Source organism: Allobosea sp. ASV33, assembly GCF_016428755.1.
Lineage (GTDB): Bacteria > Pseudomonadota > Alphaproteobacteria > Rhizobiales > Beijerinckiaceae > Allobosea.
In genome coordinates, this window is sequence record NZ_JAELTI010000030.1 from 1 (window position 1) to 25,310 (window position 25,310).

The 25,310-nt window shown below is 67.1% G+C and carries 21 protein-coding genes; 8 read left to right on the forward strand and 13 right to left on the reverse strand.

Translation table 11 applies throughout. The features are described from left to right. Positions 1–187: 187 nt before the first annotated feature. The 7 genes from JHD80_RS11355 to JHD80_RS11385 form a co-directional block, all read right to left on the reverse strand. Positions 188–1,846: an OFA family MFS transporter gene (locus tag JHD80_RS11355; RefSeq protein WP_199087103.1), complete on the reverse strand. Its 1,659-nt coding sequence runs from the start codon at positions 1,844–1,846 to the stop codon at positions 188–190. Between the two features lie 95 nt (positions 1,847–1,941). Next, the gene (locus JHD80_RS11360) at positions 1,942–2,199 is read right to left on the reverse strand and encodes a formate dehydrogenase subunit delta (protein WP_248311502.1); all 258 of its coding nucleotides are present in this window, start codon (positions 2,197–2,199) and stop codon (positions 1,942–1,944) included. Next, entirely contained in the window at positions 2,196–3,038 is an 843-nt protein-coding gene (fdhD, locus tag JHD80_RS11365) for a formate dehydrogenase accessory sulfurtransferase FdhD (RefSeq protein WP_199087104.1), read from the reverse strand. Before fdhD ends, JHD80_RS11360 begins: the two co-directional genes overlap by 4 nt. Further along, positions 3,025–5,907, reverse strand: a complete 2,883-nt coding sequence (gene fdhF, locus JHD80_RS11370) for a formate dehydrogenase subunit alpha (RefSeq protein ID WP_199087105.1) — start codon at positions 5,905–5,907, stop codon at positions 3,025–3,027. Before fdhF ends, fdhD begins: the two co-directional genes overlap by 14 nt. Before the next feature lie 10 nt (positions 5,908–5,917). Further along, positions 5,918–7,483, reverse strand: a complete 1,566-nt coding sequence (locus tag JHD80_RS11375) for a formate dehydrogenase beta subunit (protein ID WP_199087106.1) — start codon at positions 7,481–7,483, stop codon at positions 5,918–5,920. Next, on the reverse strand, positions 7,480–7,956 hold the full coding sequence (locus tag JHD80_RS11380) for an NAD(P)H-dependent oxidoreductase subunit E (RefSeq protein ID WP_199087108.1): 477 nt from the start codon (positions 7,954–7,956) through the stop codon (positions 7,480–7,482). The genes JHD80_RS11375 and JHD80_RS11380 overlap by 4 nt, the downstream gene beginning before the upstream one ends. 227 nt (positions 7,957–8,183) lie before the next feature. Beyond that, the gene (locus JHD80_RS11385; RefSeq protein ID WP_210339868.1) at positions 8,184–9,098 is read right to left on the reverse strand and encodes a LysR family transcriptional regulator; all 915 of its coding nucleotides are present in this window, start codon (positions 9,096–9,098) and stop codon (positions 8,184–8,186) included. Positions 9,099–9,307: 209 nt separating this feature from the next. Between JHD80_RS11385 and JHD80_RS11390 the strand changes: the two genes are divergently transcribed. After that, positions 9,308–10,339: an LLM class flavin-dependent oxidoreductase gene (locus tag JHD80_RS11390; RefSeq protein ID WP_199087109.1), complete on the forward strand. Its 1,032-nt coding sequence runs from the start codon at positions 9,308–9,310 to the stop codon at positions 10,337–10,339. 129 nt (positions 10,340–10,468) lie between these two features. Here the strand turns inward: JHD80_RS11390 and JHD80_RS11395 are convergent, their stop codons facing one another. Continuing rightward, positions 10,469–10,966 carry an Lrp/AsnC family transcriptional regulator gene (locus JHD80_RS11395; protein WP_061968714.1) on the reverse strand — a complete coding sequence of 166 codons (498 nt, stop codon included), beginning with the start codon at positions 10,964–10,966 and terminating at the stop codon, positions 10,469–10,471. A 228-nt stretch (positions 10,967–11,194) separates the two neighbouring features. Between JHD80_RS11395 and JHD80_RS11400 the strand changes: the two genes are divergently transcribed. The 5 genes from JHD80_RS11400 to JHD80_RS11420 all read left to right on the forward strand — a co-directional run bounded on the left by JHD80_RS11400 (position 11,195) and on the right by JHD80_RS11420 (position 16,958). Then, positions 11,195–12,454: a 3-methyl-2-oxobutanoate dehydrogenase (2-methylpropanoyl-transferring) subunit alpha gene (locus JHD80_RS11400; protein ID WP_199087110.1), complete on the forward strand. Its 1,260-nt coding sequence runs from the start codon at positions 11,195–11,197 to the stop codon at positions 12,452–12,454. Between the two features lie 4 nt (positions 12,455–12,458). Continuing rightward, positions 12,459–13,475, forward strand: a complete 1,017-nt coding sequence (locus JHD80_RS11405) for an alpha-ketoacid dehydrogenase subunit beta (protein ID WP_199087111.1) — start codon at positions 12,459–12,461, stop codon at positions 13,473–13,475. Next, positions 13,475–14,782, forward strand: a complete 1,308-nt coding sequence (locus tag JHD80_RS11410) for a dihydrolipoamide acetyltransferase family protein (RefSeq protein WP_199087112.1) — start codon at positions 13,475–13,477, stop codon at positions 14,780–14,782. Before JHD80_RS11405 ends, JHD80_RS11410 begins: the two co-directional genes overlap by 1 nt. Positions 14,783–14,794: 12 nt before the next feature. Beyond that, entirely contained in the window at positions 14,795–16,192 is a 1,398-nt protein-coding gene (lpdA, locus tag JHD80_RS11415; RefSeq protein WP_199087113.1) for a dihydrolipoyl dehydrogenase, read from the forward strand. A gap of 358 nt (positions 16,193–16,550) precedes the next feature. Further along, entirely contained in the window at positions 16,551–16,958 is a 408-nt protein-coding gene (locus JHD80_RS11420; RefSeq protein WP_199087114.1) for a DUF983 domain-containing protein, read from the forward strand. A gap of 15 nt (positions 16,959–16,973) precedes the next feature. Here JHD80_RS11420 and JHD80_RS11425 read toward each other — a convergent pair whose 3' ends face one another. Beyond that, positions 16,974–18,335: an aminotransferase-like domain-containing protein gene (locus tag JHD80_RS11425; RefSeq protein WP_199087115.1), complete on the reverse strand. Its 1,362-nt coding sequence runs from the start codon at positions 18,333–18,335 to the stop codon at positions 16,974–16,976. A 169-nt stretch (positions 18,336–18,504) separates the two neighbouring features. Here JHD80_RS11425 and JHD80_RS11430 point away from each other — a divergent pair, with 169 nt between their 5' ends. Next, a complete protein-coding gene (locus JHD80_RS11430; protein WP_199087117.1) occupies positions 18,505–18,993 on the forward strand; it encodes an Lrp/AsnC family transcriptional regulator in 489 nt (162 codons plus the stop codon). A gap of 124 nt (positions 18,994–19,117) precedes the next feature. On the opposite strand, the gene JHD80_RS11435 is transcribed toward JHD80_RS11430, so the two are convergent. After that, positions 19,118–20,548 (reverse strand): aldehyde dehydrogenase family protein, encoded by a 1,431-nt coding sequence (locus JHD80_RS11435; protein ID WP_199087119.1) that lies wholly within the window; start codon positions 20,546–20,548, stop codon positions 19,118–19,120. A gap of 341 nt (positions 20,549–20,889) precedes the next feature. Then, positions 20,890–21,327, reverse strand: coding sequence for an Lrp/AsnC family transcriptional regulator (locus tag JHD80_RS11440; protein WP_047577514.1), 438 nt, complete (start codon positions 21,325–21,327; stop codon positions 20,890–20,892). Between the two features lie 128 nt (positions 21,328–21,455). Between JHD80_RS11440 and JHD80_RS11445 the strand changes: the two genes are divergently transcribed. Then, positions 21,456–22,514, forward strand: a complete 1,059-nt coding sequence (locus tag JHD80_RS11445) for an ornithine cyclodeaminase (RefSeq protein ID WP_199087121.1) — start codon at positions 21,456–21,458, stop codon at positions 22,512–22,514. Positions 22,515–22,702: 188 nt separating this feature from the next. Here JHD80_RS11445 and JHD80_RS11450 read toward each other — a convergent pair whose 3' ends face one another. Together JHD80_RS11450 and ilvA are read right to left on the reverse strand one after the other, a co-directional pair. After that, positions 22,703–23,581, reverse strand: a complete 879-nt coding sequence (locus tag JHD80_RS11450) for a LysR family transcriptional regulator (RefSeq protein ID WP_199087122.1) — start codon at positions 23,579–23,581, stop codon at positions 22,703–22,705. Positions 23,582–23,600: 19 nt separating this feature from the next. Further along, entirely contained in the window at positions 23,601–25,220 is a 1,620-nt protein-coding gene (gene ilvA / locus JHD80_RS11455) for a threonine ammonia-lyase, biosynthetic (protein ID WP_199087124.1), read from the reverse strand. Positions 25,221–25,310 lie beyond the last annotated feature (90 nt).

A 25,310-nucleotide genomic window follows, 5' to 3' on the forward strand; every position in this document is an offset into this window, starting at 1 on the left:
ACCCCTATTGAGGGGCTGCCGGCTGTCAGCAGCGAACCCGCGGCCCGGAGACGTTGGCTGGGCGCATGCCATGCCGCCCTTCCATTCGTCGGCGAAACCCATCGGGCCCTCCGACCATGTCTAATGGAGAAGCCCGCATCGATCGCTCGATGCGGGCTTTTCTCGATAACTGACGTTCGCGCTTCGCTCAGCGGAACAGCGCCAGCGACTTCGACAGCGTGATCCAGACGCCCCAGGCGATCGGCAGGCCGACCACGGCCCAGGCCAGGAGGGCCGGACCATTGAAGCCGCCCTTGCCGATGCCGTGGGAGCCGTAATGCGCGGTCGCGCTGGCATTGGCGGTCCGGGCCTGCAGCGCCGCGACCTCGGCATCCTTCATGAACCACTTCGCCGCGACCGGGCGGATCAGCAGGTTGCAGAGGAAGCCGAGCACCAGCATGCCGGCGAGGATGTACATGGTGCGGTCATAGACCTGCGCGCGCGGCACGCCGGCATTGATCTGCGCCTCGCGGATATAGTTCACCACGACCGGGCCGATGATGCCGGCAGTCGACCACGCCGTCAGCAGGCGGCCATGGATGGCGCCGACGAACTGCGTGCCGAACATGTCGGCGAGATAGGCCGGCACCGTCGCGAAGCCGCCGCCATACATCGACAGGATGATGCAGAAGAAGCCGACGAAGAGCGCCAGCGACCCGGCATGCGCCGCCCAGGGCGAAAGCGCATAGAGCAGGATGCCGAGCCCGAAGAAGGTGGCATAGGTCAGCTTGCGGCCGAGCTTGTCCGAGAGCGAGGCCCAGAAGAAGCGCCCGACGATGTTGAACAGCGAGAGCAGGCCGACGAAGGCCGCCGCGATCGTGGCGATCTGCGTCTTCTGCCCGGCGTCGAGCGCGGCGAAGCCGATCTCCGGCTGGCCGATCAGCTTGCCCGCGAAGATCTCCTGCAACATCGGCGAGGCCATGCCGAGCACGCCGATGCCGGCGGAGACGTTGAGGCAGAGCACCGCCCAGATCAGCCAGAACTGCGGCGTCTTGTGCGCGTTCTGGAGATGGACATGGCCCGAGGTGATCATCGCGTTCTGCGTCGCCGGCGGGGTCCAGCCGTCGGGGCGCCAGTTCGCCGGGGGCACGCGATAGCCGAAGGTGCCGGCCATCATGAAGACGAAATAGATCGCGGCCATCGCGACGAAGGTCTGCCAGACGCCGACCGAGGCCGGAGTCTTGAAATAGTTCATCAGCATGTCCGCCAGCGGCGAGCCGATCATCGCGCCGCCGCCGAAGCCCATGATCGCCATGCCGGTCGCCATGCCGCGCCGGTCCGGGAACCATTTCACCAGGGTCGAGACCGGCGAGATATAGCCGAGGCCGAGCCCGATGCCGCCGATCACGCCGGAGCCCAGCCACATCAGCCAGAGCTGGTGCCAGTAGATGCCGAGCGCCGAGATCAGGAGGCCGCCGCACCAGCACAAGGTCGAGACGAAGGCCGCCTTGCGCGGGCCGACGCGCTCCAGCCAGCCGCCCCAGATCGCGGCGGAGGAACCGAGGAAGACGAAGAACAGCGTGTACATCCAGCCGAGATCGGCGACCTTCCAGTCGCAGGCCGTGGTGAACAGCGAGCCGATCAGGCCGACATCCGCGGCGCAGGCGACGGGCTTGGTGATGCCGATCGCCTGGCTCAGCGGCAGCCAGAACACCGAGAAGCCATAGGCCATGCCGATGCACAGATGGATGCAGAGCGCAGCCGGCGGCACCAGCCAGCGGTTGAAGCCGGCCTTGGCGATGGTCCGTTCACGATCGAGCAGGCCGACGCCGCCCCCGACCTGTCCGATATCCTGTGCGACACTCATTCCCCGGTTCCTTTCCCCATGGCTTCGCCGTTCGGGCCGGGTAGGGTCCCAGCTCGTTGTCATCTCTCGTCGCCGGCAGAGCCGGCGTCTGGCTGCTACCCTGCGCGCCCCGGCCTGATCAGCGGCATGGCATGCCGCAGCAGGGGCGTGAGGTCCTCCGGCCGGTCGGTGAAGGCGGCGAGGAAATCCCCGCGCATCCGTCCGGTCCAGAACTGGTTGATATGGTCGGCGACGGAGCGGGCGGCCTCCGCCTCCGGATAGGCCTTGAAGAAATCGGCGATCTGCCCGGCCATGCGCCGGAGCTTCTCGACGTTTTCGGCGTGGTGATCGATGGTCAGGCCGGCCTCCGTCATCGGGCGATCGTCTCAGGTTCGGGCGCGAGCGCACCGGTGAAGACGATGCAGCCGTCGCGCCGTGCGACCGCGGCGAGCGTCAGGCCGAGATGCCGGGCCCGCTCGATCGCGAGCGAGGTCGGCGCGGAGATCGCGACCAGCGTCCCCGCGCCGAAGATCGCGGCCTTCTCGACCATCTCGAAGGAGGCGCGGCTGGTGACGAGCAGGAAGCCTTCGCCGGCATCCGCCCCGGCGCGGAGCCGCGCGCCGATCAGCTTGTCGAGGGCGTTGTGCCGGCCGACATCCTCGCGCACGGCCAGGATCGCGCCGGAAGCATCGCACCAGGCGGCGGCATGGACGGCGCGGGTGAGCTGGTTCAGCGGCTGGTGCTTGTCGAGCGCGGTGAGCGCGGCCTCGATCGCCGAGGCGGAGACGGCGCGCGAAGCCCGCGTCGCCGCATCGGCCATCGGAATTTCTTCGATGGTCTCGACCCCGCAAAGCCCGCAGGAGGTCCGGCCCGAGAGATTGCGCCGCCGCGCCAGATGCTCGCGGAAGCGGCCCGGTGCGAGCTCGACGGTGACGATGACGCCCTCGTCCTTCGGCTCGACCGCGATGCCCCGGATTTCGTCCGCGCCGCGCACGATGCCTTCGGTCAGGCTGAAACCGGTAACGAAATCCTCGAGATCGGACGGGCTCGCCATCATCACCGCATAGGGCATGTTGCCATAGACGATGTTGATCGGCGTCTCGACCGCGACCTCGATCTCGCGCGCGTCGTCCTGCGGCGCGCCGAAGCGCAGCGGCCGGGCCGTGACGGCGGCCGAGGCCGGCGGCTGGGCTGGCGGATTATTCCGCGGCATCGGGCAGGCGCTCCGCGATCCGGCGCAAGGTCACGTCCTCTTCGAAATTCTTCTCCTGCCAGGCGGAATAAGCATTCGTGCGCCGGACGTCGACGGCGGTGACCTTGTATTCCGGGCAGTTCGTCGCCCAGTCCGAATAATCGCTGGTGATGACGTTGGCGCCGGTCTTGGCGTGGTGGAAGGTCGTATAGACCACGCCCGGCTGCATCCGCTCGGAAATCACAGCCCGGAGCGCGATATCGCCCGAGCGGCTGGCGAGCGCGACGAGATCGCCGTCACGGATGCCGCGGCTTTCGGCGTCGAAGGGATGGATCTCCAGCACGTCCTCGTCATGCCAGGCGCCGTTCTCGGTGCGCCGTGTCTGCGCGCCGACATTGTATTGCGAGAGGATGCGACCCGTGGTGAGCAGCAGCGGGAAGCGCGGCCCGGTCCGTTCGTCGGTCGGGACGTATTCGGTGATCATGAACTTGCCCTTGCCGCGCACGAAGCGGTCGACATGCATCAAGGGCGTCCCGGTCGGCGCCTTGTCGTTGCAGGGCCACTGCACCGAGCCGAGCTTGTCGAGCTTGTCGTAGGAGACGCCGGCGAAGCTCGGCGTCAACCGCGCGATCTCGTCCATGATTTCGCTGGGATGACCATAGGCCATCTCGTAGCCCAGCGCGCGGGCCAGATCGATCGTGACCTGCCACTCGTCCTTGCCGGCTAGCGGCGCCATCACCTGCCGCACGCGGTTGATGCGGCGCTCGGCATTGGTGAAGGTGCCGTCCTTCTCCAGGAAGGAGGCGCCCGGCAGGAAGACATGGGCGTATTTCGCCGTCTCGTTTAGGAAGATGTCCTGGATGACGACGCATTCCATCGAGGCGAGGCCCGCCGTGACATGCTTGGTATTGGGGTCCGACTGGGCGATGTCCTCGCCCTGGACGTAGAGCCCCTTGAAGGTGCCCTCGACCGCCTCGTCCAGCATGTTGTTGATGCGCAGGCCTTGCTCGGGATCGAGCGGCACGCCCCAGAGCATCTCGAAGACCTGCCGGGTCGAATCGTCGGAGACGTGGCGATAGCCCGAAAATTCGTGCGGGAAGGAGCCCATGTCGCAGGAGCCCTGGACATTGTTCTGCCCGCGCAGCGGATTGATGCCGACGCCGTCGCGCCCGATATTGCCGGTCGCCATGGCGAGGTTCGCCATCGCCATCACCGTGGTCGAGCCCTGGCTGTGCTCAGTGACGCCGAGCCCGTAATAGATCGCGCCATTGCCGCCGGTGGCATAGAGCCGCGCCGCGGCGCGCACATCCGCCGCCGGCACGCCGGTATAGGTCTCGCTCGCTTCCGGCGAGTTCTCCTCGCGGGCGACGAAGCGGGCCCAATGCTCGAAATCGCCGAGATCGCAGCGCTCGCGCACATAGGCCTCGTCGATCAGCCCCTCGGTGACGACGACATGGCTCAGCGCATTGAGCAGCGCGACATTGGTGCCGGGGCGCAGCGGCAGGTGGTAATCCGCCTTCACATGCGGCGACTGCACCATGTCGATCCGGCGGGGATCGGCGACGATCAGGCGGGCGCCCTGGCGGATGCGCTTCTTCATGCGCGAGGCGAAGACCGGGTGCCCGTCGGTCGGGTTCGCGCCGATGACCAGGATGACGTCGGACTTGGCGACGGACTTGAAGTCCTGCGTGCCGGCCGAGGTGCCGAGCGTCGTCCTGAGGCCATAGCCGGTCGGCGAGTGGCAGACGCGGGCGCAGGTATCGACATTGTTGTTGCGGAAGGCGGCGCGCACCAGCTTCTGGACGAGGAAGACCTCCTCGTTGGTGCAGCGCGACGAGGTGATGGCGCCGACCGATTCACGGCCGTACTTGGCCTGGATGCGCTTGAACTCGGAAGCCGCGTAATTGATCGCCTCTTCCCATGATACTTCGCGCCACGGGTCGGTGATCTTCGCCCGGATCATCGGCTTGGTCATGCGGTCGGTATGGGTCGCATAGCCCCAGGCGAAGCGGCCCTTGACGCAGGAATGGCCCTCGTTCGCCTTGCCGTCCTTGTAGGGCACCATGCGGATGACGCGGTCGCCCTGCATCTCCGCCTTGAACGAGCAGCCGACGCCGCAATAGGCGCAGGTCGTCACCACCGAATGCTCGGGCTGGCCGTGCTCGATGACCTTGTTCTCCATCAGCGTCGCTGTCGGGCAGGCCTGCACGCAGGCGCCGCAGGAAACGCATTCCGATCCCAGGAAATCGGTCGGCCCCGCCGCGACGCGGGAGTCGAAGCCGCGCCCGGTGATCGTCAGCGCGAAGGTGCCCTGGACCTCCTCGCAAGCCCGCACGCAGCGATTGCAGACGATGCATTTCGACGGGTCGTAGGTGAAGTACGGATTCGACGTATCCTTGGCGAGCCAGTTCTCGTTGGCGAGCCCGTCCTGGCCCTTGGCGAAGACGTGGTTCTCGCCCTCATAGCCATAGCGGACTTCGCGCAGGCCGACCGCGCCGGCCATGTCCTGCAATTCGCAATCGCCATTGGCCGAGCAGGTCAGGCAGTCCAGCGGATGATCGGAGATATAGAGCTCCATCACGCCCTTGCGCAGTCCGGAGAGATTCTCCGACTGGGTGCGGACGACCATGCCCTCTTCGGCCGGCGTGGTGCAGGAGGCCGGCGTGCCGCGCCGCCCCTCGATCTCGACGAGGCAGAGCCGGCAGGAGCCGAAGGGTTCGAGCGAGTCGGTGGCGCAGAGCTTCGGGATCTTGGTGCCGAGGCTCATGGCGGCGGCCATCACCGAGGTGCCCGCCGGGACCGTGACGCTCTGGCCGTCGATGGTCAGCGTCACCGTCTTCTCGGAGAGCCGGATCGGCGTGCCGTAGTCGATTTCCTTGATCAGGCTCATCGTGGCCTCCTCACTCGGCTGCCAGCGGCAGCGGAGGACGGTCGAAATCCTCGGGGAAATGGTTGAGCGCGCTCAGCACTGGCATCGGGGTCAGGCCGCCCATGGCGCAGAGCGAGGCGTCGGTCATCAGCTTCGAGAGATCGCGCAGCACGGCAATGTTCTTCGGCACCTCAGTGCCGGCGATGATGCGGTCCATCGTCTCGACGCCGCGCGTCGCCCCGATGCGGCAGGGCGTGCACTTGCCGCAGCTTTCCTTGGCGCAGAATTCGAAGGCGAAGCGCGCCTGTTTGGCCATGTCGACGCTGTCGTCGAACACGACGATGCCGCCATGGCCGAGCATCGCCCGCATCGCCGCGAGCGCCTCGTAATCCATCTGCACGTCGAGCTGCGCGGCGGTGAGATAGGCGCCGAGCGGGCCGCCGACCTGCACGGCCCGGATCGGCCGGCCCGACAGCGTGCCGCCGCCCATATCCTCGATGATCTCGCGCAAGCTGATGCCGAAGGCGAGTTCGATCAGCCCGCCGCGCCTGACATTGCCGCCGAGCTGGATCGGCAGCGTGCCGCGCGAGCGACCCATGCCGTAATCCGCATAGACCTGCGCGCCATGGTCGAGGATCCACGGCACGGCGGCGAAGGAGAGCACGTTGTTGACGACGGTCGGCTTGCCGAACAGTCCTTGCAAGGCCGGCAGCGGGGGCTTGGCCCGGACGATGGCGCGCTTGCCTTCGAGGCTTTCGAGCAGCGAGGTTTCCTCGCCGCAGATGTAGGCTCCGGCCCCGAGCCGCACTTCCAGATGGAATGAATGCTCCGAGCCCAGAACCGAGGCGCCGATCAGTCCGGCGGCTTCCGCCTTCAGGATCGCGCGCTGGAGCATGCGATGGGCATGCGGGTATTCCGAGCGCAGATAGATATAGCCGCGCGTCGCCCCGACCGCGATCGCGGCGATCGCCATGCCCTCGATGACGAGATAGGGGTCGCCCTCGAACAGCATCCGGTCGGCGAAGGTGCCGCTGTCGCCCTCGTCGGCATTGCAGACGATGTATTTCTGCTCCGCCTTGGCGTCGTGGACGGTCTTCCATTTGATGCCGGTCGGGAAGCCGGCGCCGCCGCGGCCGCGCAGGCCGGAGGCCTTCACCGCCTCGACGATCTCGCCGCCGGTGAGCGCCAGCGCCTTCTCCAGCCCCTTGAAGCCGCCATGGGCGCGGTATTCGGCAATCGAGAGCGGGTCGATGACGCCGACGCGCTCGAAGGTGAGGCGCTGCTGGCGCTTCATCCAGTTCAGCTCCTCGGTCTTGCCGAGGCGCAAGGCGTGAGCGCCGCCCGAAGCGAAGCCGGCATCGAACAGCGATGCGACGTCCTTCGCCGCGACCGGCCCGTAGGCGATGCGTCCCTCGGTCGTCTCGACCTCGACCAGCGGCTCCAGCCAGAGCATGCCGCGCGAGCCGTTGCGGACGATCTCGACGGAAAGCCCGCGCGTCGTCGCTTCGCTGGCGATGGCCTGCGCGACGGCTTCCGCGCCGACCGACAGGGCGGCGGCGTCGATGGGAACGAAGATGCGGACCGGTGCGGCGCTCATGAATGCGCCTTTCCGTGCTGGCAGAGCCCGGCGATGCGGGCGGCGTCAACGCGCCCGATCAACTCGCCATCGACCAGGGCCGAAGGCCCGAGCGCGCAATTGCCGAGACAATACACCGTTTCGACGATGGCGTCGCCGGCATGGTGGTCGTCGACCGCGATGCCATGCTTGCGGGCAAGCTCGTCGACCACGCTCTCACAGCCCAAAGCCTGGCAGGCCTCGGCCCGGCAGAGCTTGATGACGCGGGCCGGCTGCGGGGCGGTCTTGAAGTCGTGATAGAAGGAGATCGCGCCATGCACTTCGGCGCGCGACAGGTTAAGCGCTTCCGCGATCAAAGGCACGGCCTGCGGATCGACATAGCCGAACTCGTCCTGAAGGGCATGCAGCATCGGCAGCGTGGCGCCTTCCAGATGCGCCAGTCCCGCCACGATCATGCGCGCACTGTCCTGATCCCAGGCCGGATAAGCCGCCATCTTTCCTCCATAGGCCCGGTTCGCCGGACGCTCGTTAAGGGGAGGGTGGTTGAAACTAGAATGATTTCAAATCGTTTCTTTCGAATGCGTGATAGTTTTGAGCTATCAAAATACGCGATGAGGGTACGCTTCCGCCATGCGGCAGGTTTGCCAAGCTCCAAAAAATCTCCCGGAGGGCCGTTTTGCGCTGCACAATGCTGCGCTGCTTCTAAGACGATAGGCGAAGACTATCGAACGATGGGGCGGCGAGGCAGCCCGGCATCGGTGACCGGCTTCGTCATCATCAGCAGATTGCGCGCGAGCGGCGCCACCGGCTGCCGGTCCGCCACGATCAGCCCGATCGTGCGCTGCGCCTCCGGCTCCACCAGCGACAGCGCCCGCGTGCCGAGCGGTACGCCGAAGAATTCCAGCAATTGCAGCGAGACGATGCTGGCGATGCCCTGGATGCCGGCATGCGAGCAGAGGTTGAAGATCGAGTTGGTCTCGATCATCGGGCGCGGCGCCGTGCCGACCGAGCGGAAGATGCCGTCGATGATGCGCCGGTTCTGCATGTCGCCGGTCAGCAGGCAGAGCTTCTGCTCGGCGGCCTCGGCCCAGGTGATGGTGTCGCACGCGCCGAACGGCCCGTCCTCGCGGGTCAGCAGCACATAGGATTCCTGGTAGATCGGCTTCGAGATCACCCGGTCGAGCGGCTCGTTGTCGAGATAGGTCAGCCCGACATCGAGCTCGAAATCGTCGATGCCCTGCTGGATCTCCTGCGAGGTCAGCGAAAGCACGGTGAGCGACACCGCCGGATAGCGCTCCGAGAAGGGCGCGGTGATATGGGCGATCATCGGCAGCGCGGTCGGGATCGCGCCGAGCCTGATCCGGCCGGAGACGCCCTCGCGCAGTTCGGCGATCGAATCCTTCATCACCTCGGCCTCGGCCAGGATGCGCCGGGCATGGGCGAGCACGACCTCGCCCTCCTTGGTGAAGCCCTGGAAGCGCCGCCCGCGCTCGACGATCATCACGCCGAGCTCTTCCTCGAGCTGCACGATCGCGGCCGAAAGCGTCGGCTGCGAGACATGGCAGGCCTCGGCCGCGCGGCGGAAATGTTTTTCGCGCGCGAGCGCATCGAGATAGACCAATTGGCGAATGATCATGGCTTCGGCTCGGAGGCGGCCGAGAGCGCCGCGCGCCCGAGCATCGGCAGCTTGCGCGGGCGATGCAAGCGTGGCGGTTGCATTCCTGCAAACAGGCTGTTGCTGGCCGGGCAACGCCCCAAGAATTGCGCTGCGGCAATCTCGACCCTAACTGCGGGAGGCCGGGATGGCCGGCAGGCAAAGGGTCGCGTCGCGGCCTCGGGATGAACATGGCACAGGACCTGGAATTCGGACTCGACACCTTCGGCGACGTCACCAACGGGGCGGACGGCAAGCCGCTGTCGCACGCGCAGGTGATCCGCAATCTCGTCGAGGAAGCCGTCCTGGCCGATCAGGTCGGTATCGATTTCATCGGCGTCGGCGAGCATCACCGGGCCGATTTTGCGGTCTCCTCGCCGGAGACGGTGCTGGCCGGCATGGCCACGCGCACCAGCCGGATCAAGCTCGGCTCGGCCGTCACCGTGCTGAGCTCGGACGATCCGATCCGCGTCTTCCAGCGCTTTTCGACGGTCGATGCGCTCTCGAACGGGCGCGCCGAGGTCATTCTCGGTCGCGGCTCCTTCACGGAGTCCTTCCCGCTCTTCGGGCTCGACCTGCGCGATTACGAGAAGCTTTTCGAGGAGAAGCTCGATCTCTTCGTCGGCCTGCTGCCGCAGGAGCCGTTGACCTGGCAGGGCTCGATCCGGCCGCCGCTGAAGGACCAGCTCGTCTATCCGCCGGTCGAGAACGGCCCGCTCAAGACCTGGATCGGCGTCGGCGGCAGCCCGGAATCGGTGGTGCGCGCCGTGCGCTACGACCTGCCCCTGATGCTCGCCATCATCGGCGGCGACCCGCTGCGCTTCAAGCCGTTCGTCGACTTGTACCACCGCGCCTATGGCCAGATCGGCAAGCCGGCCAAGCCCGTCGGCGTGCATTCGCCGGGCTATGTCGCCGCGACCGACGAGCAGGCCAAGGAGGAGTTCTTCCCGGCCTACAAGCAGATGCGCGACCGCATCGGCGCCGAGCGCGGCTGGCCGCCGATGGGCCGCGACGAGTTCGAGCAGGAGGTCGCGCGCGGCTCGCTCTATCTCGGCTCGCCCGAGACGGTCGCCCGCAAGATCGCCTCAACGGCCAAGGGGCTGGGCATCGCCCGCTTCCAGCTCAAGTACAGCGCCGGCCCGCTGGCGCATGAGAAGGCGATGGAGTGCATCCGGCTCTACGGCGAGAAGGTCGTGCCGCTGGTGCGGGAGATGCTGGCCTGAGGACCTGACGCCGTCATTCCGGACAAGCGGCGAAGCCGCGCCGATCCGGAATCCATCGAAGGGCGTCGCGCTCCATGATGGATTCCGGGTCTCCGCTTCGCTGCGCCCGGAATGACGGCGTTTGAATGCTTACCCCACCACCTTCAGCGGATCGACCGACAGCGTCCGCTTCAGCGCCCGCAACCCGAAGGTCGTCCGCGTCTGGCGCACGCCGGGAATGCGGTAGATCGTTCCGCGCAGGAAGCGCTCGTAATGGTCGGTGCCGCTGACCACAACCTTGGCGAGGTAGTCGTATTCGCCGGTGACCAGATGCGCCTCGACCACCTCCGGCGCCCGGCTCAGTGCCTCGCCGCACTGGTCCAGCACCTTGTCGTCATGCTTGTCGAGCGTGATTTCGACGAAGACGATGTTGTTGTAGCCCAGCGCCTTGTGGTCGAGCAGGGCGACATATTTCTCGATCGCGCCGGATTCCTCCAGCCGCTTCACCCGCGTCCAGCAGGGCGAGGGCGAAAGCCCGACCTTTTCGGCCAGGGCCTGCGTCGTCAGCCGCCCGTCATCTCGCAACGCAGCGAGAATCTTGCGATCGATCAGATCGAGAGCAGGACCGTTCTGGCTCTTTTTGTTCATCGGACGATCATTCTGAAAATGATGACACGAGCGGGAATTTCTTCTGCCTGATTTCGCCGTTGCCGGCAAATTCGGAATGAACCTCCGAACCGTCCCCGCTAGCGTTGGTTGCAAGGGGAACGATTGCCGGCCGGCTGTGCGTCCTGCCGCATCTCTGAAGAGCGCCACAGGCGCTTGCGGGATGCGCGCGAAGGCGGAATGCTGGCGGCGTTAGGGATGGAGGCGCTCATGAGCAGCGACAAGTCGGGCCAGGCGCCGGCAGCAACCCAGCCGCTGCAGTTCCATGTCCCCAAACCGGCGAGCCGCCCCGGCGAGAAGCCGGACTTCTCCCATGTCGTGATCCCCAAGGCCGGCTCCGTGGCGCGCCCGCCGGTCGATGTCGACCCCAAGGATATCCGCGACCTCGCCTATTCGATCATCCGCGTGCTCGACCGCGAGGGCGAGGCGGTCGGCCCCTGGGTGCCCGATCTCTCGCAGGAGGACCTGATCCGCGGCCTGCGTCACATGATGACGTTGCGCACCTTCGACGGGCGCATGCAGATGGCGCAGCGCCAGGGCAAGACCTCGTTCTACATGCAGCACACCGGCGAGGAGGCGGTGTCTTGCGCCTTCCGCATCGCGCTGCAGCCCGGCGACATGAACTTTCCGACCTATCGCCAGGCGGGCCTGCTGATCGCAAACGATTATCCGCTCGTCGACATGATGAACCAGATCTACTCGAACGAGCGCGACCCGATGAAGGGCCGGCAATTGCCGGTGATGTACTCCTCCAAGGAGCACGGCTTCTTCTCGATCTCCGGCAACCTCGCGACGCAATATGTCCAGGCCGTCGGCTGGGCGATGGCCTCGGCGATCAAGAACGACACCCGCATCGCCGCCGCCTGGATCGGCGACGGCTCGACGGCGGAATCGGATTTCCACGCCGCGCTGGTCTTCGCCTCGACCTACAAGGCCCCCGTCGTCCTCAACGTCGTCAACAACCAATGGGCGATCTCGACCTTCCAGGGCATCGCGCGCGGCGGCTCCGGCACTTTCGCCGCACGCGGCCTCGGCTTCGGCATTCCGGCGCTGCGCGTCGACGGCAACGACTACCTCGCGGTCTATGCCGTGGCGCAATGGGCGGTCGAGCGTGCCCGCCGCAATCTCGGACCTACGCTGGTCGAATATGTCACCTACCGCGCCGGCGCCCATTCCACCTCGGACGACCCCTCCGCCTATCGCCCCAAGCACGAATCCGACGATTGGCCTCTGGGCGACCCGCTGATCCGGCTGAAGCAGCATCTGATCGCGGTCGGAGCCTGGTCGGAAGAGCGCCACAAGCAGGCGGAGGCCGAGATCCTCGCCACCGTCATTGCCGCGCAGAAGGAGGCCGAGAGCTTCGGCACCCTGCATTCCGGCGGCAAGCCCTCGGCGCGCGACATCTTCGAGGATGTCTATGCCGAGCTGCCGCCGCATCTGCGCCGCCAGCGCCAGCAGATCGGAGTCTGACCCGATGGCACGCATGACGATGATCGAGGCGATCCGCTCCGCCATGGACGTCTCCATGGGCCGCGACGACGATGTCGTGGTCTTCGGCGAGGATGTCGGCTTCTTCGGCGGCGTCTTCCGCTGCACCCATGGGCTGCAGCAGAAATACGGGGTGTCGCGCTGCTTCGACGCGCCGATCAGCGAGGCCGGCATCGTCGGCACCGCGATCGGCATGGCCTCCTACGGCCTCAAGCCCTGCGTCGAGATCCAGTTCGCGGATTACATGTACCCAGCCTATGACCAGATCGTCTCGGAGGCTGCCCGCCTGCGCTATCGCTCGGCCGGGGACTTCACCTGCCCGATGGTGATCCGCATGCCGACCGGCGGCGGCATCTTCGGCGGCCAGACCCATAGCCAGAGCCCGGAAGCGCTCTTCACCCATGTCTCCGGCCTGAAGACGATCGTCCCGTCCAACCCTTACGACGCCAAGGGCCTGCTGATCGCGGCGATCGAGGACCCCGATCCGGTGATCTTCCTGGAGCCGAAGCGGCTCTATAACGGCCCCTTCGACGGCCATCACGACCGCCCGGTCACCGCCTGGTCGAAGCATGAGCTCGCCGAGGTGCCGGAGGGCCATTACACCGTGCCGCTCGGCAAGGCGGTGACGCGGCGCGAGGGCTCGGCGGTCACCATCCTCGCCTATGGCACCATGGTTCATGTCGCGCTGGCCGCGGCCGAGGACACCGGCATCGACGCCGAGGTGATCGACCTGCGCACGCTCGTCCCGCTCGATCTCGAGGCGATCGTCGCCTCGGTCCAGAAGACCGGCCGCTGCATCGTGCTGCATGAGGCGACGCTCACTTCCGGGTTCGGCGGCGAGCTTGCGGCGCTGGTGCAGGAACACTGCTTCTACCATCTGGAGGCGCCGGTGATGCGCGTCACCGGCTGGGACACGCCCTATCCGCATGCGCAGGAATGGGACTATTTCCCCGGCCCCGCCCGCCTCGGACAGGCGCTGCGCGATATCATGGAGGCACGCTGATGGCCGAGCGCATCATCAAGCTGCCGGATGTCGGCGAGGGCATCGCCGAGGCCGAACTCGTCGAGTGGCACGTCAAGGTCGGCGACATCGTCCGCGAGGACGATCTGCTTGCCGCTGTTATGACCGACAAGGCGACGGTGGAAATTCCCTCGCCGGTCGAGGGCGAGGTCACCTGGGTCGGCGCCGAGGTCGGCGACACCGTCGCGATCGGCTCGGCCATCGTGAAGCTGAAGGTGGCGGGGGAGGGTGGCGCCGCGGCTGAAGAGCCTGCTGAGGAAGCGCTCGCCGAGAAGCCGGCCGCTGCTTCCGCGGCCCCAGCGCCCAAAGCGGAAAAGCCAGCCGCGCCGGCTGCCCCTGCCAAGCCGACAGCACCGCCTCAGCCGGCTCCCAAGCCCATGCGTGCGGACGCCGCCCCCATCCAGCGCCGCGCACCGGGCGAGAAGCCGCTGGCCTCGCCGGCCGTGCGCCTCAAGGCGCGCGAGGCCGGGGTCGATCTGCGTCAGGTCCAGGGCACGGGCCCTGCCGGCCGCATCAGCCATCAGGATATCGACGCCTTCCTGCTGCGCGGTCCGGAGCCGGCCCGTGGCGGCGGGCTCGTCGAGCAGAGCGCCATCACCGAGGTTAAGATTGTCGGCCTGCGCCGCCGCATCGCCGAGAAGATGGCGCTGTCGAAATCGCGCATCCCGCACATCACCATCGTCGAGGAGATCAACGTCTCGCCGCTGGAGGATTTGCGCGCGACGCTGAACAGAAAACCGACGCCGGAGCGGCCGAAGCTGACGCTTTTACCCTTCCTGATGCGCGCCATGGTCAAGGCGCTCGCCGAGCAGCCGGCGCTCAACGCGCTCTATGACGACGATGCCGGCATCGTGCGCCAGCATGCCGCGATCAATATCGGCATCGCCACGCAGACGCCGACCGGCCTGATCGTACCTGTGGTGAAACATGCCGAAGCGCGCGATCTCTGGGGCTGCGGCATCGAGCTTAATCGCCTTGCCGAGCGCGGCCGGCAGGGCACCGCGACGCGGGACGAGCTGACCGGCTCGACCATTACCATCACGTCGCTGGGCGCGCTCGGCGGCATCGCGACCACCCCGGTGATCAACTATCCGGAGGTCGCCATCGTCGGCGTCAACAAGATGGTCGTGCGCCCGGTATGGGACGGCACCACCTTCGTGCCACGCAAGATGATGAACCTCTCCTCCAGCTTCGACCATCGCGTCATCGACGGCTGGGACGCCGCCGTCTTCGTGCAGCGGCTGAAGGAGCTGCTGGAGAACCCGGCCACGCTCTTCGTGGACATCTGAGGAGCGCTGCCCATGACTGAAATCACCTGCAAGCTCCTCGTCATCGGCGCCGGCCCAGGAGGCTATGTCTGCGCCATTCGCGCCGGCCAGCTCGGCATCGACACCGTCATCGTCGAGAGCACAAAGCTCGGCGGCTCCTGCCTTAATGTCGGCTGCATCCCCTCCAAGGCGATGATCCATGTCGCCGAGGAGTTCGAGAAGGCGGCGGAAGCCGCCGCCGGCAAGACGCCCTTCGGCCTGACCGCAGCCGAGCCGAAGCTAGACCTGAAGCAGGCCGTGGCCTGGAAGGACGGCATCGTCCAGCGCCTCAACAACGGCGTCGCGGCGCTGCTGCGCAAGGCCAAGGTCAAGATCGTCCATGGCCGCGCCCATTTCCGCGACGGCAAGACGGTCGTCGTCGAGACCGAGACCGGCCCGAAGACGATCCAGGCCGAGGCCATCGTCATCGCCACCGGCTCCGCGCCCGTGGAACTGCCTTTCCTGCCCTTTGGCGGCAATGTCATCTCCTCGACTGGCGCGCTGGCGCTGACCGAGGTGCCGAAGCGCCTCGTCGTGGTCGGCGGCGGCTATATCGGGCTGGAACTGGGCACCGCCTTCGCCAAGCTCGGCGCCAAGGTCACGGTCGTCGAGGCGCAGGACAAGATCCTGCCGCTCTACGATGCCGAATTGACGGGCCCGATCTCCAAGCGCCTGACCGCGCTCGGTGTCGAGGTGCTGACCGGGGCCAAGGCGCTCGGCCCCACGCCCAAGGGCGATGGCCTGCGCATCGAGACGGCGGACGGCAAGGAGCGCGCGCTGCCGGCCGACAAGATCCTGGTCACGGTTGGCCGCAAGCCGGTCACCGAGGGCTTAAGCCTCGAAAACCTCGTGCTCGACATGGATGGCCGCTTCATCCGTATCGGCGAGCGCTGCGAGACGGCGATGCGCGGCATCTACGCCATCGGCGACGTCACCGGCGAGCCGATGCTGGCGCATCGCGCGATGGCGCAGGGCGAGATGGTGGCGGAGATCGTCGCCGGCTTACCCCGTGCCTGGGACAAGCGCGGCATCGCGGCGATCTGCTTCACCGATCCCGAGATCGTCTCGGTCGGCCTCTCGCCGGACGAGGCCAAGCGCGCCGGGCACGAGCTCAAGATCGGCCAGTTCCCCTTCGCCGCGAATGGCAGGGCCATGACCCGCCATGGCGAGGCCGGTTTCGTGCGCGTGGTCGCGCAGGCCGGCAGCGATCTCGTGCTTGGCATTCAGGCGGTGGGGCAGGGCGTTTCCGAGCTGTCGGCCGCCTTCGGGCTCGCGATCGAGATGGGCGCGACCTTGCAGGATATCGCCGGCACGATCCACGCTCATCCGACGCTGGGCGAAGCCTTCCCGGAAGCCGCGATGAAGGCGCTGGGCCACGCGCTGCATATCTGAGACGGGTTGGCGCAGCGCTCTCCCAATAGGCGCAAGTCATCACCGCCGGAGCGCCTCCGCCGTCATGCTTGGGCTTGACCCGAGCATCTCCTCCCGGAGGAGGCTCCTGTGCCTCATTTGCCGGAGATTCTCGGGTCAAGCCCGAGAATGACGCTCTTCATTGGCCTCGGCCTCCGGAGCTTTTCATTGACGCGAAGACCCGGGATGCCCCGCATTTGGTTGGATAGGAGGCGCCTCTGCCCCGCGACCGATCCGCGCAGGCAGCCGGCCACGATGCATACAATCTTGACATTGTCTGTATCGAGCGCGATCTGAAGGGCGACGCCGAACGAACGGCGCCATCCTGAGGAGACATTCCATGTCCGGCGAGCACTGGCCGCCACTCTCTCCGCTCAAGACCGGCCTGCGCGGCCGCTGCCCGCGCTGCGGGCAGGGCAAGATGTTCGAGGGCTTCCTGAAGCTGAAGCCGAAATGCGAGAATTGCGGCCTGGATTATTCCTTCGCCGATCCCGCCGACGGCCCGGCCTTCTTCGTGATGATGTTCGTCTGCATTCCGGCCGCGGCCTTCCCGCTCTGGCTGGAGCTGAATTACAACCCGCCGACCTGGGTGCATCTGGTCACGACGCTGCCGCTGATCCTGCTGACCTGCATCCCGCCCTTGCAGCCGCTCAAGGGCTGGCTGGTCGCCTCGCAATATTTCCACAAGGCCGAGGAGGGCCGGCTCGCCCGCCCGGTGCCGCAAGAGAAGCCGGTCGCCTCGAACTGACGCTGTCGGGCGCGCTCAGCCTCCGTCGCGGATCAATCCCGCGAGCAAGCCGAGGGCCTCCGTCAGCCGCGCCCGCTCGGGGATTGCCCCGAGCGCGATCCGGATCGCATCCGGCGCCCCACCGCCCGTACTGAACGCATCGGCGGCCATCACGCCGAGACCGGCCTCGCGGGCGCGTTCCATCAAACTGTTGCGCGCCCAATGCGCGGGCAGGGGCTGCCAGACATGCAGGGCATAGGGATGCCCCTGCATGGTCGCAGGCAGGATGCCCCGCGCCAGCGATTGCCGCTCGGCCGCCTCGCGTCGCACGCCCTCCAGCAGGTCTTTTGCCGTGCCGATCCTGATCCAGTGCGCAGCGAGCGCCGTCATCAGGGGGGCAGGCATGAGCGCCGTTGCGCGCAGGGCCGCGAGGAACGGAACGCCGTCCATCCCTTCCGGCATGACAACGAAAGCCGTGCGCAGGCCGGGCGTCAGCACCTTCGACAAGGTCGCGACGTGCCATGTCCGCTCCGGCGCCAGCACGGCCAGCGGCACGGGCGCGTCCCCGGCGAGCAGGCTGTAGGGGTCGTCCTCGATCAGGATGAGGTCGCGCTTCCGGGCGACCGCGACGAGGTCCCGCCGGCGCCGCTCGGGAATGGTGATGCAGGTCGGGTTCTGCAGCGTCGGCGTCAGCGCGAACAGTCGCGCTTCAGAGCGGTTGGCGGCCTCGTCAAGGGCGTCGGGCAGCGGGCCGTCGGCATCGCTCGCGACCGGAACCATTGCGAGCCCACGCTGCCGCGCTGCGCCAATGAGGCCGGGATAGGTCAGTGCTTCCGTCAGGATCGTGTCGCCGGGCTGGGCCAGCAGCGAGAGCAGGGCGTTGAGCCCTGTCTGGGCGCCGGGCACCACGGCAATGCGCTGCGGCTGGACCACACCCATAAGAGGCGCGAGCCATGCCGCGCCCGCTGCGCGTTCGGCGAGCGAACCCGCGCCGCCGTGATAGTTCATCAGCTGGTCCGCATCGCTTCGCGCGAGAATCTCGGCGATGCCGCGCTGCATCAGCTCGCCGAGCCGCAGGCCCTTCGGCGCCGGCGGGATCGTCATGCTGAGGTCGAGCGGTGGCCCTGCCTGCTCCTGCCGCGCCGAGATGAAGGAACCGCGCCCGGTCACGGCATCGATCAGCCCGCGCTCGCGCGCCTCGCCGAAGGCACGCGTCACCGTGGTGAGATCGACCGCGAGATGCTCGGCGAGGCGGCGCTGCGGCGGCAGGCGGTCACCCGGCCGCAGCAGCCCGGTCGCAACCGCCCGTTCGAGCTGCGCGACGATCTGGAGGTAGCGCGGGCCTGCCGCCGGATCGAGCCGGCTGGTCCAGGTGAGCGCCGCGTCGCTGTCGACCATCGCCAAATGCAATTCCATACATTCATTGGATTGTAGGTATCGCATAGCGCGGCCTGGCTCTCCGCGCCAGTGCCATGCCGTCGCTGCCATGTGCTTTCGCGGAGATGCCGGTGGTGGCAACCGATCGCTCCTGTCATAGAGCGATTTCAGCCGGGACCGGAGACAAGGCATGGCACGCCTGCGCCTCGATGCGCTCGACCGCAAGATCATTGGAGAACTGCAGATCAATTCGCGCCTGTCGGTGCAGGATCTGGCCGAGCGCGTGGGCCTCTCCGCCTCGCCCTGCGCGCGGCGCATCCGCATCCTGGAGGAAGCCGGCGTCATCACCGGCTATGCCGCGATCATCGACCAGACCAAGGTCGGCCTGCCGATCAGCGTCTTCGTCTCGATCAAGCTGGAGCGCCAGCGGGAGGATGAGCTCGACCGGTTCTCGCAGGCCGTGGCGCGCTGGCCCGAGGTGGTCGATTGCTACCTGATGACCGGCCAGCGCGACTATCTCATGCGCATCGTCGTGCGCGACCTGCCGGCCTATGAGCGCTTCCTCAAGGACAAGCTCACGCGCCTCGACGGCGTCGCCTCGATCGAGTCGAGCTTTGCGCTTGGACAGGTGAAACGCTCCAGCGCCCTGCCGATCGCGGCGGCGCCGGAGGAGGATTGACCAGTCGGCTCCAACGTCATTCTCGGGCGCCGCATAGCGGCGACCCGAGAAGCTCATGACGAGAAGGCGCTGGTTTCCGAGATGCTCGGGTCAAGCCCGAGCATGACGACGGTGGCGCGATGCCTCACGCCGCCGCGTAGCCGACCGTGCCCTTGATCTCCAGGAACTCCTCGAGACCGAAATCGGCGTACTCGCGGCCGTTGCCGGACTGTTTGTAGCCGCCGAAGGGCGCGCCGGCGTCCCAGGCCGGGTAGTTGATGTAGACATTGCCCGAGCGCATCTGCGCGGCGATCTTGCGGGCGCGCTCTTGCGAGCCGGACTGGACGTAAGAAGCCAGGCCATAGGGCGTGTCGTTAGCGCGCTCCACCACCTCGTCGTCGCTCTTGTAGGGCAGGATCGACAGCACGGGGCCGAAGATCTCCTCGCGGGCGATGGTCATCTCGTCGGTCACGCCGCCGAACACGGTCGGGCGGACATAGTAGCCGCGGTTGAGCCCTTCCGGACGGCCCGTGCCGCCGGTGACGAGCGTCGCGCCTTCCTTGATGCCGGCCTCGATCAGGCGCTGGATCTTCTCGTACTGGACCTCGCTGACGACCGGGCCGAGGAAGACGCCGTCCGCCGAGGGAGCGCCGACCTTGAGCGGCTCGGCCACCTGCTTGGCGATGGCGAGGGCCTCCTCATGCAGCTTCTCCGGCACGAACATCCGGGTCGGCGCGTTGCAGGACTGGCCGGAGTTGCGCATCACGCTCTCGACGCCGAGCTTCACCGACTTCTTCAGATCGGCATCGTCGAGGATGATGTTGGCCGACTTGCCGCCGAGTTCCTGGTGCACGCGCTTGACGGTATCCGCCGCCGCCTTGGCGACGAGGATGCCGGCCCGCGTCGAGCCGGTGAAGGAGACCATGTCGACGCCCGGATGGCGCGAAATGGCCTCGCCGACCGTCGGGCCGTCGCCGTTTACGAGGTTGAACACGCCCTTCGGCACGCCGGCCTCGTCCAGCGCCTCGGCGAATATGATGGCGTTCAGCGGCGCGATTTCGGAGGGCTTCAGCACCATGGTGCAGCCGGCGGCGAGCGCAGGCGCGACCTTGCACATGATCTGGTTGAGCGGCCAGTTCCACGGCGTGATCATGCCGACGACGCCGATCGGCTCCTTGGCGATCAGGGTGGTGCCGCGCAGCTCCTCGAACTCGAAGTTCTCGAGCGTCTCGATCATCTTGGCGAGATGGGCGGTGCCCATCGCGGCCTGCGCGCGGTGTGCCAGCTCCTTCGGCGCGCCCATCTCGCGCGACAGGACGTTCGCGATATCGTCGTAGCGCTTCTTGTAGGCCTCGGCGAGGCGGCGCATCAGGGCGAGGCGCTCGGCCTTCGAGGTCGCGGCGAAGGCGGGGAAGGCGGCACGGGCCGCGGCGACGGCCTTGTCGACATCGGCCTGCTCGCCGAGCGCGATCGTGGCGAAGACCTCCTCGTTCGACGGATCGATCACGCCGAGCGTGCGGTTGCCCGAGGGCTTCACCCACTGGCCGTCGATATAGAATTCGAGCTCATGCGCCATGGTCTGGTCTCCTGCCTTGGTCTCGGCTCGTGGCGCGGACAGCCTGCCGGAAGCGGCCGGTGGTCCATGCCCCGAGTGGGAACTGTGGGTGTCCGACGCGAACGGGCGGCCTTGCGCGATCATGCATCGCCGGCCGCCACCAACGCTGTATCTGACGGGACACAACGTTAGGGGGCGGAGGCGCGCCTGTCACGGGGCGCCACGCCGCGTTTGCGGATGGCCGCCATGCAGCGACGCTTCTTGCGGGGGCGGGCTGGGTGGTCAGGCGGTCGCCGAACCCTCCGCGTCATCCCGGGTCTACGCTTCGCTTCGCCCGGGATGATGGTGGAGGATGAGTTTGCTCAGAGCCGCGCTTTGACGCTGCGCGGTGTCGCGAGCAGCAGGCTGGTCTCGCTGTTGGTGACGCCGGGGATCATGCGGATGCGCCGGAGCACCTGGTCGAAGGCGATCAGGTCGGAGGTGCCGAGCTCTACCACGAGGTCCCAGTTGCCATTGGTGGTGTGGATGCTGGAGACCTCGGTGAAGCCCGAGAGCGCATCGATCACCGTATCCGCCGCCTGGCCGGCGATCTCGATCATGGTGATGCCGCGCACCGGCAGGTCGATCGCGTCCGAGCGCAGGATCACGGTGAAGCCGATGATCTCGCCGGATTGCTCCAGCTTCTCCAGCCTTGCGCGCACCGTCGCCCGCGTCAGGCCGAGATCGGCGGCGAGGTCCGAGATGCTCCGGCGCCCGTCATGGCGCAGCAGGGTGATGAGCTTGCGGTCGAGATCGTCCATCGTCCAAAATGGATAGACGGCTTTGCCAGATCGATCAATCTTGGCGCCGATCTGGTCGTTTTGGCTTCTTTCGCCTGCCGCCGAAAACAGGGACAATCGTTCCTTCAACGAGAACAGCGCGGGGACCCATGATTCAGCAGCTCAACGTCGTGCCTTTCGTCAGCGTCGACCACATGATGAAGCTGGTCCATGCGATCGGCATCGAGCGGATGCTGTCCGACATCGCCGCCTATATCGAGGATGATTTCCGGCGCTGGGAGATCTTCGACAAGACGCCGCGCATCGCCTCGCACAGCCTCGAAGGCGTGATCGAATTGATGCCGACCAGCGACGGCAAGCTCTACGGCTTCAAATACGTCAACGGCCATCCCAAGAACATGAAGGCCGGCCTGCAGACGGTCACCGCCTTCGGCCTGCTCTCGGATGTCGCGACCGGCTACCCCGTCCTGCTCTCGGAAATGACGATCCTGACCGCCTTGCGCACCGCGGCGATGTCGGCGGTGGCGGCCAGGCACCTCGCGCCGAAACACGCCGCGACCATGGCGATCATCGGCAACGGTGCGCAGTCCGAATTCCAGGCCTTCGCCTTCCGCGCGATCCTCGGCATCGAGAATCTCCGGCTCTACGACGTCGACCCGGCCGCGACCGAGAAATGCGCCCGCAACCTCGCGCGCCACGGCTTCAGGATCACCCGCTGCGCCACCGCGATGGAAGCGGTCGAGGGCGCCGAGATCGTCACCACCGTCACGGCTGACAAGCAATATGCGACGATCCTGACCGACAACATGGTCGGCGCCGGCATCCATATCAACGCGGTCGGCGGCGACTGCCCCGGCAAGACTGAGATCCACCGCGACGTGCTGTTGCGCTCCTCGATCTTCGTCGAGTATCCGCCGCAGACCCGCATCGAGGGCGATATCCAGCAGCTCGACGCCGATCATCCGGTCGAGGAACTCTGGAAGGTCATCACTGGCATGGCTCCGGGCCGCACCGATAACAGCCAGATCACGCTATTCGACTCGGTCGGCTTCGCGATCGAGGATTTCTCGGCGCTGCGCTATGTCTATGAGCGCATCCGCGAGGCCGGCACCTATGTCGATCTCGACCTTATCGCCGACCCCGACGATTCCCGCGATCTCTTCGGCATGCTGATGCGCGCCGCGCCGGGCGCTGCTGCGGCGGCGTGAGCTTCAGGCCGTCTCAGCAGCAGTTTTCAGCCACACAGTTGTCATTCCGGGGCGCGCCGAAGGCGCGAACCCGGAACCCACGACTGGGTGAAACATCACGTGTTCGGTCAAAAGCGGCTCGCCTCGTCGTGGATTCCGGGTTCTTCGCCGCGCGAAGCCCCGGAATGACAAGGGGCTCAGGCCGCCAGCTAGCCCGCCTGACAGAGCGCCAGGAAAGCCGCCGCCGCCTTGGCGAGGTAGCGTTCCTTGTGGCGCAGGGCGAGGAAGCGACGCTTCGGCAGCGGCAGCGCGACGGTGGCGAGCCGCCCGGCCGCGATCGCATTGGCGGCAACGAGCCGCGAGATCGCGGTTGCGCCCGCGCCCGCCGCGACGGCGGAGCAGATCGCCTCATTGGACGGCAATTCCAGCGCCACGGCGAGATCGTCGGCGCCGAGGCCGAACGCCGGCAGCGCCGCCTCGAACATCGCCCGCGTCCCCGATCCAGCCTCGCGCAGGACCCAGGCGCCTTGCGAGAGCTCTTTGGTCGAAGGGGCGTTCTCCGCCCAGGAATGGCCGGTCGGCACGACGATGACGAGCTCGTCCTCGTCGAGAGCCGTCATCGCCAGCGCCGGGTCGTCGATCTCGCCCTCGATGAAGCCGAGATCGGCCACGCCGTCATGGATGGCGGCGCTCACCGTCTCGGTGTTCCCGATCGCGAGCGAGACGGCGATGCCGGGATGCTCCCGGCGAAAGCGCTGGATCAGCGGCGGCAGCCAGTAATTCGCCACGGTCTGGCTCGCCATCAGCGCAAGCGAGCCCCGCGCCAGCCCAGAGAGATCGGACAGCACCGCTTCCGCCGCTGCGGCCCGCGCCAGCACGGCGCGTGCTTCGACCAGGAAGAGCTTGCCGGCGTCGGTCAGGGCGATCCGCCGGCCGATCCGGTCGAACAGCTTCGTCGCATAGCGCGCCTCCAGCGTCGTGATCGCGGAGCTCACCGCCGATTGCGTGAGGTTGAGCGCGCGCGCGCCTTGCGTCAGGTGCTCCCGTTCGGCGACGGCGACGAAGATGCGAAGCTGGTCGAGCGTCATGCTTCCACCTTAAGCCAATTCACGGCGCCGGCATCTCAGCGAGGAACGACAGATAAGCCGGGTTGTCGCTCTCGCTCCAATAGGGATAGCCGAGCGCGTCGAGCCGCTTTGTAAGCTGGCCGCGCTGGGCCGGCGGGATCTGGATGCCGGCGAGGATGCGGCCGTAATCGGCGCCGTGGTTGCGGTAATGGAACAGCGAGATGTTCCAGTCGGCCGAGAGGCTGTTGAGGAACTTGAGCAGCGCACCGGGCCGCTCCGGAAACTGGAAGCGGAAGATCAGCTCGTCGCCGAGCCCGGGCGCCTTGCCGCCGACCATGTAGCGGATATGCAGCTTGGCGAGTTCGTTGTCGCTCATGTCGAGCACGGGATAGCCGTGCTCGGAGAGCATCGCGATGATCTGGCGCTTTTCGGCATCGCCCTCCGAGAGCTGCACGCCGACGAAGATGCGCGCGGCCTTGGGGTCGGAATAGCGGTAGTTGAATTCGGTGATCGCGCGCCGGCCGAGCAGTTCGATGAAGGCGCGGTAGGCTCCGGGCTTTTCGGGGATCGTCACCGCCAGCAGGGCCTCGCGGTGCTCGCCGATCTCGGCCCGCTCGGCGATATGGCGCAAACGGTCGAAATTCATGTTGGCGCCGCTGTTGATCGCGATCAGCGCGCCGGTGCGCTTGGCCCCACGCGCCGCATAGGCCTTCAAGCCCGCGAGGCTGACCGCGCCGGAGGGCTCGGCGATGGCGCGGGTATCCTCGAAGATATCCTTCACCGCCGCGCAGATCTCGTCGGTCGAGACGGTGATGACCTCGTCGAGCAATTCGCGGCAGAGCCTGAACGTCTCCTCGCCCGCCTGCCGCACCGCGACGCCGTCGGCGAAGAGCCCGACCTGGTCGAGCACGATGCGCTCGCCCGCCGCGATGGCGCCGGCCATGGAAGCGGCATCCTCCGGCTCGACGCCGATCACCTTGATCTCCGGCCGCAGGAATTTTGCGTAGACCGCGACGCCGGCCGCGAGCCCGCCGCCGCCGATCGGCACGAAGATCGCCTCGATCGGATCGGAATGCTGGCGCAGGATCTCCATGCCGACCGTGCCCTGGCCGGCGATGACGTCGGGATCGTCATAGGGGTGGACGAAGGTCAGGCCCTTCTCGGCTTCGAGCTTGCGGGCATGGCCATAGGCCTCGTCGAAATTCTCGCCATGGAGCACGACGCGCCCGCCCATGCTGCGCACCGCCTGCACCTTGATGTCCGGCGTGGTGCGCGGCATCACGATGGTCGCCCTGATGCCGAGCTTCTTCGCCGCCAGCGCCACGCCCTGCGCATGGTTCCCGGCCGAGGCGCAGATCACGCCGCGCTCGGCCTCAATTTGGGTGAGACCGGCGATCTTGTTGTAGGCGCCGCGCAATTTGAACGAGAAGACGGGCTGCAGGTCCTCGCGCTTCAGCAGGGCGCTGCCGCCGAGTCTCGCGGACAGGCGCGGCAGCGGATCGAGCGGGCTTTCGATCGCGACATCGTAGACGCGCGCCCCGATGATCTTGCGGATGTAGTCTTGCATGGCCGGCCCGTCCTTCGAGGCGGCGATAGTCCTCCATGCCGGGATGTCAACCGCCACAGTTGCGTGCGGCGAGGGACGGGCGATGTCGGCCATGCGCCGGGCGGGATTGCCAAGCCCCCGGCCGGCGCGCCAAAGCGGTGAGTGAAACAAGGCACCGCGCAGCAACGGCGCCGCAGAGGTGGA